This is a genomic window from Sphingobium sp. RSMS (genome assembly GCF_005406185.4).
Taxonomy (GTDB): Bacteria; Pseudomonadota; Alphaproteobacteria; order Sphingomonadales; family Sphingomonadaceae; genus Sphingobium; species Sphingobium fuliginis.
This window is the reverse complement of sequence record NZ_CM191257.1, coordinates 1-15,776: the sequence shown is the minus strand read 5'-3', so window position 1 is coordinate 15,776 and position 15,776 is coordinate 1. Positions and strand designations below refer to the sequence as shown.

At 66.7% G+C, this 15,776-nt stretch carries 17 protein-coding genes; 8 read left to right on the top strand and 9 right to left on the bottom strand.

Going from position 1 to position 15,776, the window contains the following annotated elements; translation table 11 throughout:
• Positions 1-13 precede the first annotated feature (13 nt).
• Together EGM87_RS00085 and EGM87_RS00080 are read left to right on the top strand one after the other, a co-directional pair.
• The gene (locus EGM87_RS00085) at positions 14-484 is read left to right on the top strand and encodes a copper chaperone PCu(A)C (protein WP_025551915.1); all 471 of its coding nucleotides are present in this window, start codon (positions 14-16) and stop codon (positions 482-484) included.
• The gene (locus EGM87_RS00080) at positions 481-966 is read left to right on the top strand and encodes a hypothetical protein (RefSeq protein WP_025551913.1); all 486 of its coding nucleotides are present in this window, start codon (positions 481-483) and stop codon (positions 964-966) included. Before EGM87_RS00085 ends, EGM87_RS00080 begins: the two co-directional genes overlap by 4 nt.
• A 154-nt stretch (positions 967-1,120) precedes the next feature.
• On the opposite strand, the gene EGM87_RS00075 is transcribed toward EGM87_RS00080, so the two are convergent.
• The 4 genes from EGM87_RS00075 to secB all read right to left on the bottom strand — a co-directional run bounded on the left by EGM87_RS00075 (position 1,121) and on the right by secB (position 5,187).
• On the bottom strand, positions 1,121-1,771 hold the full coding sequence (locus EGM87_RS00075) for a DUF4136 domain-containing protein (RefSeq protein WP_137709363.1): 651 nt from the start codon (positions 1,769-1,771) through the stop codon (positions 1,121-1,123).
• Positions 1,772-1,969: 198 nt separating this feature from the next.
• Positions 1,970-2,974: a tryptophan--tRNA ligase gene (gene trpS / locus EGM87_RS00070; RefSeq protein WP_137709364.1), complete on the bottom strand. Its 1,005-nt coding sequence runs from the start codon at positions 2,972-2,974 to the stop codon at positions 1,970-1,972.
• A gap of 4 nt (positions 2,975-2,978) precedes the next feature.
• Positions 2,979-4,568, bottom strand: coding sequence for a murein biosynthesis integral membrane protein MurJ (gene murJ / locus EGM87_RS00065; RefSeq protein ID WP_137709365.1), 1,590 nt, complete (start codon positions 4,566-4,568; stop codon positions 2,979-2,981).
• Between the two features lie 121 nt (positions 4,569-4,689).
• On the bottom strand, positions 4,690-5,187 hold the full coding sequence (gene secB, locus EGM87_RS00060; protein WP_137709366.1) for a protein-export chaperone SecB: 498 nt from the start codon (positions 5,185-5,187) through the stop codon (positions 4,690-4,692).
• Positions 5,188-5,375: 188 nt separating this feature from the next.
• Here secB and EGM87_RS00055 point away from each other — a divergent pair, with 188 nt between their 5' ends.
• The 4 genes from EGM87_RS00055 (at position 5,376) to EGM87_RS00040 (ending at position 9,606) form a co-directional block, all read left to right on the top strand.
• Positions 5,376-6,032 carry a Tim44/TimA family putative adaptor protein gene (locus EGM87_RS00055; protein ID WP_044661622.1) on the top strand — a complete coding sequence of 219 codons (657 nt, stop codon included), beginning with the start codon at positions 5,376-5,378 and terminating at the stop codon, positions 6,030-6,032.
• On the top strand, positions 6,029-7,285 hold the full coding sequence (mltA, locus tag EGM87_RS00050) for a murein transglycosylase A (protein WP_137709367.1): 1,257 nt from the start codon (positions 6,029-6,031) through the stop codon (positions 7,283-7,285). The genes EGM87_RS00055 and mltA overlap by 4 nt, the downstream gene beginning before the upstream one ends.
• Positions 7,286-7,297: 12 nt before the next feature.
• Complete coding sequence (locus EGM87_RS00045; protein ID WP_048577018.1) at positions 7,298-7,831, top strand: Smr/MutS family protein; 534 nt, start codon at positions 7,298-7,300, stop codon at positions 7,829-7,831.
• A gap of 95 nt (positions 7,832-7,926) precedes the next feature.
• Positions 7,927-9,606, top strand: a complete 1,680-nt coding sequence (locus EGM87_RS00040) for a putative bifunctional diguanylate cyclase/phosphodiesterase (protein WP_044661619.1) — start codon at positions 7,927-7,929, stop codon at positions 9,604-9,606.
• A gap of 174 nt (positions 9,607-9,780) precedes the next feature.
• On the opposite strand, the gene dapE is transcribed toward EGM87_RS00040, so the two are convergent.
• On the bottom strand, positions 9,781-10,923 hold the full coding sequence (gene dapE / locus EGM87_RS00035; RefSeq protein ID WP_137709368.1) for a succinyl-diaminopimelate desuccinylase: 1,143 nt from the start codon (positions 10,921-10,923) through the stop codon (positions 9,781-9,783).
• A 180-nt stretch (positions 10,924-11,103) separates the two neighbouring features.
• Here dapE and EGM87_RS00030 point away from each other — a divergent pair, with 180 nt between their 5' ends.
• Positions 11,104-11,547 carry a cupin domain-containing protein gene (locus EGM87_RS00030; protein ID WP_061936472.1) on the top strand — a complete coding sequence of 148 codons (444 nt, stop codon included), beginning with the start codon at positions 11,104-11,106 and terminating at the stop codon, positions 11,545-11,547.
• A 20-nt stretch (positions 11,548-11,567) separates the two neighbouring features.
• Positions 11,568-12,575, top strand: coding sequence for a S66 peptidase family protein (locus tag EGM87_RS00025; protein ID WP_167706730.1), 1,008 nt, complete (start codon positions 11,568-11,570; stop codon positions 12,573-12,575).
• A 152-nt stretch (positions 12,576-12,727) separates the two neighbouring features.
• Here EGM87_RS00025 and EGM87_RS00020 read toward each other — a convergent pair whose 3' ends face one another.
• The 4 genes from EGM87_RS00020 to dnaA form a co-directional block, all read right to left on the bottom strand.
• A complete protein-coding gene (locus EGM87_RS00020; protein WP_137709370.1) occupies positions 12,728-13,081 on the bottom strand; it encodes a hypothetical protein in 354 nt (117 codons plus the stop codon).
• A 38-nt stretch (positions 13,082-13,119) separates the two neighbouring features.
• The gene (locus EGM87_RS00015) at positions 13,120-13,296 is read right to left on the bottom strand and encodes a hypothetical protein (RefSeq protein ID WP_165363329.1); all 177 of its coding nucleotides are present in this window, start codon (positions 13,294-13,296) and stop codon (positions 13,120-13,122) included.
• Positions 13,297-13,584: 288 nt separating this feature from the next.
• A complete protein-coding gene (locus EGM87_RS00010) occupies positions 13,585-14,190 on the bottom strand; it encodes a peptidylprolyl isomerase (RefSeq protein WP_137709371.1) in 606 nt (201 codons plus the stop codon).
• Positions 14,191-14,366: 176 nt separating this feature from the next.
• Positions 14,367-15,776, bottom strand: coding sequence for a chromosomal replication initiator protein DnaA (gene dnaA, locus EGM87_RS00005; RefSeq protein ID WP_137709372.1), 1,410 nt, complete (start codon positions 15,774-15,776; stop codon positions 14,367-14,369).

The following is a 15,776-nucleotide window of genomic DNA, read 5'->3' as shown; positions in this document are numbered from 1 at the left end:
GAAGCCTTTGCCCATGCGCGCATTTTACCCCCTAATCGCCCTTGCCGCCCCGCTTGCGCTCACGGCGTGCGGCGATCCCGCGCCCACCTATGTCGATCAGGCCTGGGTGCGGCTCAGCCCCAACAAGGACATGCCGTCCTCCGGCTATTTCATCGCCCATGGCGGCGATGCGGACACGGCGCTGCGCGGCGTGCTCACCGACTATGCGCTGAAGGTGGAGATGCACGAGAGCATGAGCGAGGGCGGCAGGATGACGATGAAGCCGCTCGACAGCGTCCCCATCCCCGCCAGGTCCACGGTCGCCTTCGCGCCGGGCGGCAAGCATCTGATGCTCTGGGGCGTCAACGACACGGCGATCGGCCGCGGCAGGATGACGCTCACTTTCCTGCTCGCCAATGGCGACCGCCTGCTGGTCGACGCCATCATCCAGAAGCCCGGCGCCGCCGCTCCCGTTCCTCCGCAAAAGGAGCATGAAGCGCATTGACCGGACGTCCGCTGACCGAGGCTGAAACCGCCCTGGCCCGGTCGGTGTTCGCCGCCGCCATCGATTATCGGCGGGTGCGGGTGCATGATCGCAAATGGTGGCCGTTCCAGCCGCGGCAAGTCACCATGGCGCCCGACGGCGACCTCTGGTTTCATCCGGAAAGCGGCCTGTTCTGCCCTGATTTCTGCGACAGCCCCCTGCACGTCCAGGGACATTTCATCCATGAAATGACCCATGTCTGGCAGGCGCAGCGGGGCGGCAGATGGTATCTGCCGCTGATGCGCCATCCCTTCTGCCGCTACGGCTATGAGATCGTGCCGGGAAAGCCGTTCCGCCGCTACGGCCTGGAGCAGCAGGCGGAGATCGTGCGGCATGCGTTCCTGTTGCGCCGCGGGGTTTCCGTGCACGGCAAGCCGCCGCTTCCGGTCTATGAGGCGCTGCTGCCCTTCGCCGGCCGGCAAGGGGTCGACGACGGACCGTGATTCGCGCCATGTTCCGGCGAAGGCGCTCCAGCGAGACGGGCGGCCCGGTGCGACGGACCGCCCGGCGACCCTCGCGCTTTCGAGAAGAAAAGCCCGGCGATCCTCGACCGCCGGGCAAAGGGGCATGGCTGGGAGCCGCCCTGAGGAAAGCCGCTCAGCCCTTCTTCTCGGGCGGCAGCGTGATCTTCACATTCTCGCCATTCTGGCCCGGAAAGCCGGTGAACATCGCATCGATCAGGTTCGGCACCAGATAGGTCAGCTTGTTGGAAAGCGACTGGGCCTGCGCCTTGCCCTCGAACAGGCGGCGATTGTCGGCGGCGCGGTCGATCTTCATGCTGAGGTCGCCGGTATAGACGGTGTAGCTGGTCACGTCATTATAACCGCCGGGCCCGAACAGCCACGGGTCATAGAAGCCATAGCCCCAGGGGCGGCCCCAGCGGCCCCGCCAGCCCCAACCGCCGTAGAAGAACGGGTCGGGATTGCCGAACCCGGTCGATCGCACCTTTTCGCGCCCATTGTCGACGCCATAGGCCACGCGCACGATCAGGTCGGCCCGCGCGGGATCGCCGGCGGCGACATAGCCGGTCTGCGTCAGACGCTGGCTGACGAGGTCCGCATAATGCGAAAATTCAAGCCCGCCCGCCAGGCGCGGATCGTCCGCGACAACGGTGAAGCTCTGGCCGGTGGGCGCCGGAAGCTGCTGAAAGCGCGCCACATCCGCCTTGAAGGAACTCGCGCAGCCTGACAGCGCCACAAGCGCCAAAGCGGGCGCCGCGAGGAAGCCGATCTTTTTGAAACGGGTCATTTTTCTTGCGTCCTGTACCAGGCACTTCGCCTGCCAAACATCTTGCGTCCTGCCATGGCAAAACGCAACTGAACATCGTTTGAACGCACGTAACGGGCGAACGGGCGCAAACCATGTCCTGCCATCCGTACGACGCCGCGGCATGGATTATTCCGTCACGAACCGGAAAGGGCCGCCGCTTTGGCGACCCCTGCGGCATCAGCGCATCAGTCCCATCGCGTCATAGGCCGCCCGCAAAGTGGGCGCGGCCGCCGCCGACGCCTTGGCCGCCCCCTTTTCGAGGATGGCGTCCAGCGCAGCGTCGTCGGTGCGCAATTCCATGAACCGCGCACGGATGGGGCGGAGCGTTTCCACCAGCAGTTCGCCCAGGGCCGGCTTGAACGCGCCGAAGCCCTTGCCGGCGAATTCGGCACAGACCGCGTCCACGCTCATGCCCGACAGCGTCGCATAGATGCCGAGAAGATTGTTCGCCTCCGGACGCCCGGCCAACCCCCCGGCATTGTCCGGCAGCGGTTCGGGATCGGTCTTGGCCTTCTTCACCTTCTGCATGATCGCATCGTCATCGTCGGTCAGGTTGATGCGGCTCATGTCGGACGGGTCGGACTTGGACATCTTCGCCGTGCCGTCGCGCAGCGACATGATGCGCGCCGATTCCCTGGGGATGATCGGATCGGGCAGGGTGAACAGCTCCACGCCGAAATCGGTGTTGAACTTCGTGGCGATGTCGCGGGCCAGCTCCAGATGCTGCTTCTGGTCCTCCCCCACCGGCACATGGGTGGCGTTATAGACCAGGATGTCGGCGGCCTGGAGCACCGGATAGACGAACAGGCCGATGGAGGCGCCCTCGCGGTCCTTGCCCACCTTGTCCTTGAACTGGGTCATGCGGTTGAGCCAGCCGATCCGCGCCGTGCCGTTCAGCAGCCAGCACAGTTCCGCATGGGCGGGCACCCGCGCCTGGTTGAAGAGGACGGAGCGGTCCGGGTCGATCCCGGCGGCGACCAGCGCGGCGGCCATGTCGCGGACATTGCGGATACGCTGTTCGCGCCCTTCATGCACGGTGATCGAATGCATGTCGGCCAGGAAGAAGAAGCACTGGCTCTCGCTGTCCATCTCGTCCTGCATCCGCACCCAGTTGCGGATCGCGCCCAGATAATTGCCCAGGTGCAGATTGCCGGTCGGCTGGATGCCGGAAAGGACGCGCATTCTTCTATCCGTTCTCTGTCTTGGTTGCACTTTTGCGCCGCATCAGCGCCTTCAGGTCCGAGAGCCGATAGGCGCCCGTAAGGAAGCAGGCCACCCCGTACAGCGCGATTCCCGCGCCGACAAGCACCGCCAGCGCCACATAGCGCTGGACCATCGCCCCGCCGAGCCATGGATCGAGCAGCCCTTCGCCGGCATAGAGCGCCCCGCCCATCACGACCGCCGCCACGGCGAGGCGGGGCAGGCGCCGCCGCAACTGCCCGTCGGCGGCGAAATGTCCGCGCTTCACCAGCGTCGAATAGAGCATCGCCACATTGACGGTGGAGGACAGCGCCGTCGCCAGCGGCGGCCCGACATGGCCCAGCAGCGGGATCAGGACGATGTTCCCGACGATGTTGATGAGGATCGACAGCATCGCATAGCGGACCGGCGTCCTGGTGTCCCCGCGCGCATAATAGCCGGGCGTCAGCACCTTCACGAGGACATAGGATGGCAGGCCGATGGAAAAGGCGGACAGCGCCCAGCCGCAGCGCTCCGCATCCAGCGCGGTGAAGCGGCCATATTGGAACAGGCCCCGCACGATCGGTTCCGCCACGGTGATGAAGGCGACGGTCGCGGGCAGGGTCAGGAACAGCGCCAGTTCGATGCCGCGGTTCTGCGTGTCCATGGCCACCTGCTCCTGGCCCGTCGACAGCAAGCGGGAAATGGTCGGCAGCAATATGGTGCCAAGGCCGATCCCGATCAGCCCCAGCGGCAACTGGTTCAGCCGGTCGGCATAATAGATATAGGTGATGGAGCCTGAGGCGAGCAGCCAGCCGGACAGGGCGGTGGAGATCAGCAGGTTGATCTGCGAAGCCCCGGCCCCCGCCGCCGCCGGCACGATCAGGCGGAGCAGTTCCTTCACATCCGCGTCCAGTCGCGGGCGCCTGAGCTTCATCGACACGCCCGCCCGGCGGCAGGCCCAGATCAGCCACAGCAATTGCAGCGCCCCGCCCACGGTGACGGAAATCGCCTGCACCCGCGCGGTTTCATATTCGTCGGCGCCGTGGAACAGCCACAGCCCCGCGATCATGGCGATGTTGAGCAGGATCGGCGCGGCGGCATTCACCCAGAATTTCTCGAGCGAATTCAATATGCCGCCCAGCAGGGAGGCAAGGCTGATCAGCGCCAGATAGGGCAAGGTGATCCGCGAGAGCGTCACCGCGAAGGCGAATTGCTCCGGCGTCGGGTTCTGGCGGGAGAAGCCGCCGGAGAGCGCCCATGTGATCGGCCAGGCCGCCGCGATCAGCAGCGCGGTGAAGACGACCAGCACCGGCAGCAGCACGGCCAGCGCCCGCTCAGCGAAGCGATAGCCGTCCGCGACCCCACCCGGCCCCGCCGCCTTGCGGTTGAACATCGGGATGAAGGCGGCGGAAAAGGCGCCCTCGGCAAAGAGGGCGCGGAACATGTTGGGCAGGCGGAAGGCGACGCCGTTGAAGGCGTCCGACGCGAATCCCGCGCCGACATAGCGCGCCGCCAGCGAATCGCGGACAAGGGCCAGCACCCGGCTGGCGAGCGTCAGCCCGCCCACGGAACCAAGGGCCCTGGCGAGTTTCATGGCAAAACCCCTCCTCCCGTTCGCCCTTGGCTTGTCGAAGGGCTGCACTTCTTCTTCATCGGAAGAAAGTGGCGGGCTTCGACACGCTCAGCCCGAACGGGGGGATGGATCATTCCCGGACTCAGGCGTGGCCGGCCGGCTCGCCTGCGGTCTGCGCCATGGCCTGCGCCTGCTGGACATAGAGGCCGCCGAAATCGATGGGATCGAGCAGCAGCGGCGGGAAGCCCCCGTCGCGGATCGCGTCGGCCAGCACGCGGCGGGCGAAGGGGAAGAGAAGGCGCGGCGCTTCGGCCAGCATGAAGGGCTGCATCTGGTCCTCGGGCACGTTCCGCATGCCGAAGATCGCGGCATAGACCAGTTCCACGGCAAAGGCGGTGCCCTGCGGCGCGGTGGCCTTGACCTCGATCTTCAGGGATACTTCGACGACTTCCTCGCCCACCTTGTCGGCGCCGATGTTGAACTGCACGTCGATCTGCGGCTGGTCCTGCCACTGAAAGACGGCGGGCGCATTGGGGTTTTCGAAGGACATGTCCTTCACATATTGGCTGATCAGCGCGATCTGGGGGCCATTGTCGGCGCCATTGCCGGTGGTCTGAATGGTATCGGCTTCCTCGGCCATCTCATTTCCCTGGTTTTTAAGGTTTGCCTGGCGGGCGGAATGTCCGCGCATGTCGATCCGCGCGCTTAGCAGGGGCGGCAGGAGGGGGCAATGCGGCACATGAAAAGCGGCCATTTGAATATGCGGGGAAACATGCCTATGTTGGTTGCGTTACAGTTTCAGATTCAGTCCAAAGGGTGCCTGACCCCGTGTATGTGATCGTCATCCTCGCCATGATTGCCGGCTTTCTGGCGTTGCGGCTTTATTCGGTGCTCGGCAAGCGGACCGGGCATGAGCAGGAGCCTGCGCTTCGCCCGGCGGAGGAACGCGCCAAGGTGACGATCGTGCAGCCGCGCCCGGTTCCGGAAATGGCGGGCGATTCGGTGCGGCTGTCGGACGGGCTGATCGCTCCCGGCGGCGAAGCGGGCGTCCGCGCGCTGATCGCGGCCGACCGCAGCTTCGACGTGCCCCAGTTCGTGGAGGGCGCCAAGGCCGCCTACAAGATGGTGCTGGAGGCGTTCTGGCGCGGCGACCGGCAGGAACTGGAATGGCTTTGCGATGCCGATGTTCTCGCCTCCTTCGAGGAAGCGATCGCGGCGCGGGAGGCGGAGGGCCATGTCCTCGACAACCGTCTGGTCCGCATGGAAAAGGTGCAGATCGTCGACGCGGGCGTCACTGGCCGCATGGCGGAGATTTCCCTGCGTTTCGAGGCGGACATCGCCGCCGTCACCCGCGACCGCGACGGCAATGTCGTCGCCGGTTCGCTGACCGACGCTGTCGGCACCAACGACATCTGGACCTTCACGCGCGACCTGCGCAGCACCGATCCCAACTGGAAGCTCAGCGAGACCGACGAGGCGGCATGAGCCTTCGTCAGTCGTGGGGCGCGCTGGCCGCGGCTTTGCTGCTGTCCGCTTGCGCCGGCGGCGTGATTCCGCCCGGCGCGGGTGGGCCTGCGCCCTCAAGGCCGCCTCGCGGCGGTGAGACCGCAACCCGCCCCGTTCCCGCCACCCCCCGTCCGCCCGTGCCGGTCACGCCTCCCGCGACCGCGCCGACCGATACAGCCAATGCCGTCAGCGCCGGAATCGCCCCCGGCCCGGCCATCACCGACCTCATTCCGTCGGGGGAGCGTTCGCGCAAGGCGTTGCAGGCGTTCCGCCTCTCCTGCCCTTCGCTGATGCGGCGGGGCGACCAGAGCGGACTGACGCGCGGCACGGACTGGAACAGCGCCTGCGCCGCCGCGTCGAGCTGGCCGGAGGCGTCGGCCGGCGAATTTTTCGCCCGCTATTTCGAAGCGGTGCAGGTGGGCGACGGAAAGGCCTTCGTCACCGGCTATTATGAGCCGGAGATCGCGGGGTCGCGCACGCGGCAGCCCGGTTACGAGGTGCCGATCTACCGCCGCCCGCCCACGCTCATCGACGTCAATCTGGGCCAGTTCAGCGACAGCCTGAAGGGCAGGACCATTCGCGGCAAGGTGGACGGCAGCAATCTGGTGCCGTTCGACGAACGGTCGCAGATCGTTTCGGGATCGCTCGCCGGCAAGGGGCTGGAACTGGCATGGGCCGCCGATCCGGTGGAATTCTTCTTCCTCCAGGTGCAGGGCAGCGGCCGCCTGCTGCTGCCCGACGGCGGCGTGATGCGGATCGGCTATGACGGGCAGAATGGCCGCGACTATACCGGCATCGGCAAGCTGATGAAGGATCGCGGCCTCATCCAGGCCGGGTCGATGCAGGACATCATGCAATATCTGCGCGCCCATCCGGCCGAGGGCGCGGCGATCATGAACGAGAACAAGAGCTTCGTCTTCTTCCGGGAACTGACCGGCGCCGGCCCGCTGGGCGCGATGGGCGTCGCCGTGACGCCCGAAGCGACGGTGGCGGCCGATCCCCGCTATGTGCCGCTGGGCGCGCCGGTGCTGCTCTCGCTGGACCGGGCGGAACCCAATGGCATCTGGATCGCGCAGGATACCGGCGGCGCGATCAAGGGCGCAAACCGCTTCGACAGCTTCTGGGGCGCCGGCAGCAATGCGCGCAGCATCGCGGGCGGCATGTCGGCGCGGGGCAGCGCGCTGGTCCTGCTGCCGCTCGGGTCGGCGGCTCGCCTGGGTCAGCAGCCCTGACATCATGCTGCGATGCCCCGACGCGGTCTCACCTCCGATGAACAGGCGCTCTGGACGGCGCTGACCCGCTCCGTAAGGCCGCTGAGGCCGGGTGCGCGCATCTCTTCCCTTCCGACGCCGCCAACCCCCGCAAAGGACGGGACAGGGTTAACGGCTCCGTCCGTTCAGGCAGTCGCGACGGCCCCGGCGCGCACCCCCGCAGCCACTCTGGATTCGGGCTGGGAGCGCCGAATCCGTAGCGGAAATCTGACCCCGGACATGACCATAGACCTGCACGGCCACAGCCTGTCGGCGGCCCATTCGCAGCTTAACCAGGCGCTGGCCTCGGCCTGGGCAAGGGACGTGCGAATATTGCTGGTGGTCACCGGGAAACCGCCGAAAAGCCCCTCCGCCAGCGGCGGTTCGCGGCGGGGCGCCATCCGCGGCGAGATCGGTCACTGGCTGGAAACCAGCAGCTATGCCGACCGCATCGCCAGCGTGCGGATCGCGCATCGGCGCCATGGCGGCGACGGCGCCCTCTACGTCATCCTGCGGCGCAAAAAATAAGCCTTTCGGACTGATTCACTGACCTTTTCTTAACCACTGTCCTTCATATCCCACTGATCCAGTCCAACGCCGGACTGGCGGGGGTAGGGAGACTCATGCAGGGCGTGACATTGACGAGCCGCGCCACCGCCTTCGCCTGCGCCGCGGGGGCGCTGGTGTTCATCCTGTCGCTGGTCCTTGGGCAGGGGCAGGCGACCGACATGGACGGCATCGGCCGCTCCCTCATCATCGCGATCCTGTGCGGCACGCTCAGCTGGGCCTCCGCCCGCCGTACCGTGGCCACGACCGCCAGCGCCATCGACGGTGCGACCGAACGCCTGCTGGCGGCGGCCCATGGCGACCTGCAATCCGCCGTGCCGCGGGACATAGGCCGGGAATTGCCCGACCTGTCCGTGGCGATGGAAAGCCTGTTCAGCCAGGTCCGCACGAACCTGGACCATGTGCAGGCGCTGGCGCTGTTCGATCAGGTGACCGGCCTTCCCAACCGCGCCAGCTTCTGCCGGCAGGTCGAACGGCTGCTGGCGGAACGCAGCGAAGAAGGGCTTGCGGCCCTGTTCTTCATCGACCTGGACGGGTTCAAGGGCGTGAACGACACGCTGGGCCATGCGGCGGGCGACCAGTTGCTGGCGCGCGTTGCCGGCCGCCTGCGCGAAGTCGCCATGGCGCAGGCCAGCGCGGGCGCGGGCGATTGCCTGATCGGCCGCCTGGCGGGGGATGAATTCACCCTGTTCGTCCCCAGCATGCCCGATCTCGACACGGCCGGCCGCATTGCCCGCGCCATCCAGTTCGCGCTGCGCGAACGCTTCGACCTCGGCAGCCAGCATATCGACCTGGGCGCGTCCATCGGCGTCGCCTGCTATCCCGAACATGGCGACACGCTGCCCGCGCTGCTGCGATCGGCGGACATCGCCATGTATCATGCCAAGCATCAGGGCCGTAACCGGGCCGAGATGTTCACCACCGAACTGGCGCTGGAAGCCGCCGACCGCGCGGAGCTGGAGCGCGACCTGCTGCTGGGCCTGCAACGGGACGAGTTCCTCCTCGAATTCCAGCCGCAGATCGAAATTTCCAGCGGCCGGGCGATCGGCGCCGAAGCGCTGATCCGCTGGGTGCATCCGGAACGCGATCTGGTGATGCCCGGCTCCTTCGTGCCGATTGCGGAGGAAAGCGGCGCCATCGTGGCGCTGGGCGACTGGGTCATGAGCCGCGTGTGCGAAACGGCGGCGCGCTGGGCGCAGGCCGGGGTAAGGCAGCGGATCGCGATCAACATCTCCTCCCGCGAACTGGGGCAGGCCGACTTCTTCATGCGCCTGCGCCATGCGATAGACGCGCATCGGGCGCCGGCGATCATGCTGGAACTGGAGATCACGGAATCGCTCGCGATGGAGATGAAGTCGCGGACGCTGGACCAGATCCGTGCCCTGCGGCGCGACGGCGTGCGCATCGCCATCGACGATTTCGGGACCGGCTATTCCAACCTCTCGCGGCTGCGCGAACTGCCGGTCGACCGGGTGAAGATCGACCGCTCGCTCGTCCGCGACATCGCCGTTTCCGCCGAAGCGCGCACGATCTGCAGCGCCGTCGTCGGGCTGATCCAGGGACTGGGCATGGAAGTAGTGGTCGAGGGGGTGGAGACAGAGGCGCAGATGGAAATGCTGCGCGTGATCGGCTGCACGCTGTTCCAGGGCTATCATCTGGCGCGGCCCATGGGGGAGGAGGATTATCTCGCCCGCTTCGCCGCGCCCGCGCCGCTGGTCCGGCATCGCTCCGTCTGAAGCGGATGGCCATGCGCATCCCGCTCCTCATGGGGCGGGATTTCATTCCCTTCGTCATGACCGGGTTCCTGCCCTTCGACAGGACCGGGACAGGCCGTTCCGTGCAACGCTCCAAGCTTTTGTTGGCGCATCCTTTTAAGCGCAAAACCGGTTCCCACTTTTGCGCACGATGCCCTAGCTCGCCAGCGCCTTCGCCGTAACCAGCCGGTAGATTTCGGTGAGGTCGCGCAGGTCGGCCAGCGCCACCGCCTCGTCCAGCTTGTGCATGGTGGCATTGTTGAGGCCGAATTCCACCACCGGGCACAGGCGCGAGAGGAAGCGCGCGTCGGACGTGCCGCCCGTGGTCGACAGGTCCGCCTCCACCCCCGTCACGTCCCGGATCGCGCCCGCGACCATGTCCGACAGCATGCCCGGCTCCGTCAGAAAGGGTTCGCCGCTGATCTTCGCTTCCACCCTGCCCCCTTCGGCCGCGGCGATGGCGGTGATGCGGTCGACCAGTTCCGCGCCGCCATGTTCATTGTTGAAACGGATCGAGATGCGCGCCTGCGCCGCGGCGGGGATGACGTTGGTCGTCGGATTGCCGACATCCAGATTGGTGATCTCGATATTGCTCGCCTGGAACCAGTCATTGCCCTCGTCCAGCACCAGCGCATCGATGGCGGACAGGATGCGGATCAGGCGCGGGATCGGATTGTCGGCCAGGTGCGGATAGGCGACATGGCCCTGCACGCCGTCGACATGGATCCACATGTTGACCGATCCGCGCCGGCCGATCTTGATGACGTCGCCCAGCCGCTGCGAGGAGGTCGGCTCGCCCACCAGGCAAAGGTCGGGACGCAGCCCATGGGCGGCCATTCGCTCCATCAGGGCCAGCGTGCCATGCACGGCCGCGCCTTCCTCATCGCCGGTGATGATCAGGCTGATCGTGCCGGGCAGGTCTTCGGGCAGGTCATGAAGGGCGGCGACATAGGCGGCGATGGCGCCCTTCATGTCGACGGCGCCGCGCCCGTAGAGCAACTCGCCGCGCACCTCCGGCCGGAAGGGATCGCTCGCCCAGCCATTGCCCGGCGGGACCACATCCAGATGCCCGGCAAAGGCGAAATGCCTGCCCGGCCCCGTCGTCCGCCATGCCAGCAGATTTTCCACCGGGCCGTCCGGCGCCTCCCCCGCCAGGAAGCGGTCGACGGTAAAGCCCAGCGGTTTCAGCATCGCCTCCAGCACGGCGAAGACATCCCCCGTGGCCGGCGTGACGGAGGGACAGGCGATCAGCTTCTCGGCTATGTCGATCGGGTTTGCATCGGCGCTGGTCTTGTTCATGGGGTTGCGTTAGAGCATTTTGAAGCTGGCTGAAACAGTCAGCGGCTCGCAAAATGCGTGCAGGCCGACGTGCATTTTGAAGCTGCTGGAACAGGCGCGGCTCGCAAAATGCGGTGGCGCACAGCGCGCATTTTGAAGCTGGCGGGACCGCCGGCGCCGCCGCCGGCAGGAGGATATGTCATGCCCAGGATCGATCTTGCCGCCATCGAACAGACCGATCGGACGGGCTATCCGCCCGAATATGCGGATGCGGTGGCGGGGCGATGGGTGCGCAGGCTGGGACCGGCGACCGGCCTTTCCGATTTCGGCATCAGCCATGTGGTTCTGAAGCCCGGCGCCGCATCCTCCCAACGGCACTGGCATGAGGATGAAGACGAATTCCTCGTCATGCTGAGCGGCGAAGCGATGCTGATCGAGGAAGGAAGCCGAACAGCGCTGCACGGCGGCGACATGGCCTCCTTCCCGAAGGGCGATCCCAATGGCCATCATCTGGTGAATGAAAGCGGCGAGGATTGCGCCTTCCTGGTCGTCGGGCGCGTTCCGCTGGGCGATGCGCATTATCCCGACATCGACATGCAGTGGGTCGAGGGCAGCTACCGCCGCAAGAATGGAAGCAGTTTTTGAGGCTGGACCGGCGGGCATTGATGGCCGCGCTGGGCGCTGCGATGGCGGCTCCCGGGCTTTCGGCCGCGCCCCTTGCGGGCGTGGTGAAGCCGCCCCGGCTGCGCCCCGGCGACAGCGTGGGCCTGATCGAGCCGGCGGGCTTTACCGACGACAGCTTCGACCTCGATCTGGTCAAGGAAACGATCGTCGCCATGGGGCTGGTGCCCAGGCCCGCCCGGCATCTGGTCGAACGCTACGGCTATCTGGCCGGGACGGATGCCGACCGGGCAGCCGACGTCAACGCCATGTTCGCCGATCAGCAGGTGCGCGCCGTCTTCGCCACCCGGGGCGGATGGGGCTGCGCGCGCATCCTGCCCTATCTGGACTTCGCGAAGATCAGGGCCAATCCCAAGCTGCTGATCGGCTTTTCCGACATCACCGCGCTGCATCTCGCCTTCGCGGCGCGGGCTGGCTTCGTCACCATCCACGGGCCCAATGCGGCCAGCAGTTGGCCGCGCTTTTCCTGGGATGCCTTCCGCGCCGTCGCCTTCGATGGAGCAACGCCGCTGATGACCAATCCGGACGGGCATGAGGACCGGCTGGTGCAGCGCAGCGGGCGCATCCTGACCTTCCGGGGCGGAAAGGCCAGCGGGCGGCTGCTGGGCGGAAACCTGACCGTGCTCTCGACGCTGATGGGAACCCCGTGGCTGCCGGATTTCGACGGCGCGATCCTGTTCATCGAGGATGTGAGCGAGCAGCCCTATCGGATCGACCGGATGCTGACCCAATTGGCGCTGGCCGGCCTTCTGGGCAGGGTGGCGGGCGTGGTGTTCGGGCAATGCACCGATTGCGGCCCCGGCGGCGCCTCCTATGGCGGATTCACCCTGGCGGAGGTGTTGCGGCAGCATCTGGCGCCCCTTGGCGTCCCCGCTTTCCAGGGCGCGCTGTTCGGGCATGTCGCCAGCCAGTTCAGCCTGCCGGTGGGCTGCCGGGCGGAAATCGACGCCGACGCGGGAACGATCCGCCTGCTGGAACCGGCGGTCCGCTAGGGAGCGTCGTGCAGAAAGGCCTGTCCCGACCCCGGCGAAGGGCGGGAACCGGCTTCCGCCTGAAAGGATGCGACGACAGGAACCCGGAGCGCGCGACCGGCGCCCGCTTCAACGCAGCGCGCCCTGAAGAACGGCCGACATGCAGCCGGGGGTCAGTCCCTGTCGTCGGCGGGCCTGACATAGGCGCCGCGGCCATCGGGCGGGACGAGCGACCTGTCCTCGACTTTCAGGACAAGCGTTCGGAAGCCGGGTTCGGGCACGTCCTTCGTCCTTTCGGCAGTGAGGATGACGGCGCCGTCCCTCTCGGCCCACCGCCCCTCCGCGAACAGGTCCAGCGCGCCATAGACCAGATACCATTGGAAGCGGCCGTCCGGATGGAGCATCAGTTCGGACCCCGTCTCCATCACGCCGCGCAGATAATAATGCCCCGCCCGGTCGGAGGCTTGCGCCCAGACCGGTCCGGCAAGGAAGGCCGCAAGGGGGAGGAGTGCCGTGAGGACGCGCATCCCACGATGCTATCGCAAGCGGCCTCGGCAGAACAGGCCTACCAGGCGCGGGGGCTGTGCCCGACGCGATGGGAGACCTGCTGCTCGATCTCGTTGAGCTGGGCCTGGCTGAGCACGCCGGAATGAAGCAGCTTGCGCATCAGTTCATCGACCAGCGCCGCGAGGAAGTGAAGCTCCGCCCGTTCGGACAGGGTGTCGTTGCTGTCGACCTGCATGGCTTGCTCTCCGCAAAAAGCTGAATCTTAAAGGGGAAAGCGGCAAGGCATAGAGCCGACCGCGCAGGGCATCCCTCATTGGAGGCGGCCCGGCGAATATGGTTAACGATGCAGCGGCATCAGGCCAGCCGCGCTGCCGCAAGAGCAGGAGTCCGGCTCAGGCGGCGCGATTTTCCAACAGGGACAGGACTCGTCCCGAACAAGCCATGCCCCCATCATTCGCCTTCCGCCCTCCATCATCCGCTCTCAGGGCCAGCGTCAGGGCCAAGGTCGGGGCCAAGGTCAGTGTCAGGGAAGGCGGCGCGCCGTCAGGATCGTCACCGGCTGCTCCAGCATCTGCCCCTTCATCACGCCCTCGCCGGCCGTGGGGGATTTGGGGGCGGCGAGGATCGTCTTCACGACATCCATTCCCTCGATCACATGGGCGAAGACGGCGAAGCCCTGATTGTCGCCCGCCGCTTCGGGATGCGCGTCCATGCCGGGCATCTTGCCCAGCACGATGAAGAAATCCCCGGTCGCGCTGCCGGGCGCATAGCGGGCCATGGAGAGCGCGCCATCATCATGGGTAAGGCCGGTCTGGCTGGTCGGCTCATGCTTGACCGGCGGCAGGATGCGCTTGGGATCGTTCTGCGCCCCGCCCTGCACGAAGCCATAGTCGGCCGAACCGACGCCGCGGTAGAAGCTGGCGCCGTCCAGCCGCTTCTGATCGACATAGCGCAGGAAATTCGCCGCCGTCGCCGGCGCCTGCGCAACATGCACCGCGATCAGGATGCGGCCGGCGCCGGTGTCGAGCGCAACCCGCACATCGGCAGGCGGCGCAGCAGCAGGGCTCTGGGCAAAGGCGGGAGCAAGGGAGAAAAGGGCGGCCAGGAACAGGGCGAGTTGTCGGATCATGGCGCGAAGCCTAGAGCCAATCGACATTCAGCCCTGACGGCCTGCAAATGACGCTTTTCCGTGCTTCCGGTACTCACGTACCTTGAGTACGCTGCGCTCCGGGTCACGGAAAAACACCATTTTCGGCTCGTCATCATCTGAATGTCGATTGGCTCTAATCCAAAGCCGCCCGCCTGTCAGCCTTCCAACTGGCGCTGCAGGGCGCGGATGTCCGCGTCTATGTCCGGATTGCTCTGCCGCAATTCCTCGATCGTGCGCACCGCGTGGATCACGGTGCTATGGTCGCGCCCGCCGAAGATACGGCCGATCTCGGGCAGGGAACGCGGCGTCATCTTCTTGGCCAGATACATCGCCACCTGGCGCGGACGGGCGACCGCCCTCGCCCGGCGCTTGGAACGCATTTCCGCCGCGTCGATCTTGTAATGCGCGGCACAGGCCTTCTGGATCTCGTCGACGGTGATGCGGCGGGCATTGGCCCGCACCGCGTCCGCCAGCATCGCCTGCGCGAACTCCAGGTCGATCGATCGGCCGGTGAGCTGGCCATAGGCGATCAGCTTGTTGAAGGCGCCTTCCAACTCGCGCACATTGGAACGGATCGACCGCGCCAGGAAATCGACCACCGCGTCCGGAACCGGCGGGTCGCCCGCAATGGCGCGCTTGGCCTCCAGGATCGCGAGGCGCAGGTCGAGCCCGGCGGGACGGATGTCGGCCACCAGCCCGCCGGCGAGGCGCGAGAGGATGCGCGCATCGATCGCGTCCAGCATTTGCGGCGCACGGTCGGCGGTCACGACGATGCGGGCGCCCGAATCGATCAGGTCGTTGATCGTGTGAAGAAACTCTTCCTGCGTCGAACCCTTGCCGGCGATGAACTGGATGTCGTCGATCAGCAGCAGCCGCGCCGCGCGCAGCCGCGCCTTGAACATCATCGTTTCGTTCGCCCGCATCGCGTTCACGAATTCCATCATGAACCGCTCGGCCGACATGTAGAGCACGGGGGCCGAGGGCGAATGCGCGGAGAAGCCCTGGGCGATGGCATGGAGCAGATGGGTCTTGCCCTGCCCGGTGCCGCCATGGATGAAAAGCGGGCTGAACCGCGGCTGGCTCCTGCCCGCCATGGCCTGCGCGGCGGAGAAGGCGAGATGATTGGTCTCGCCGGTCACGAACTGGTCGAAGCTGTGGCGCGGCTGGAAATTGGATGCGGGGGCCTGATCGTCCGCCACCCCGCCGTCGTTCACGGCAAGGGCTTCCGCCGGCGGCAGTTCCAGAACCCGGGGGCCCACCGCATTGGGGGCGCGGCGCAGGCGCACCTCGCGCACGCCGGCGCAGCGCCATGCCATGCGCAGCCGATCCCCGAACTGGCCCGACACGAAATTGGCGGTGAAGTCGGAAGCGAACAACAGGTCCAGCGTCTGCGATTCGGGGCAATAATCGCCCAGTTGCGCGGCCTTCAGCCACTGGTCGAACATGCGCGCGCCAATGTCGCGGCGCAGCCCGGCGCGAATGGTCGCCCAGGCAGTCTCCAGGCGCGCATTCTGCTGCGTGTCGAGACCGCTCAAACTTCCAATCACTGCCGTAATATCCTTCAT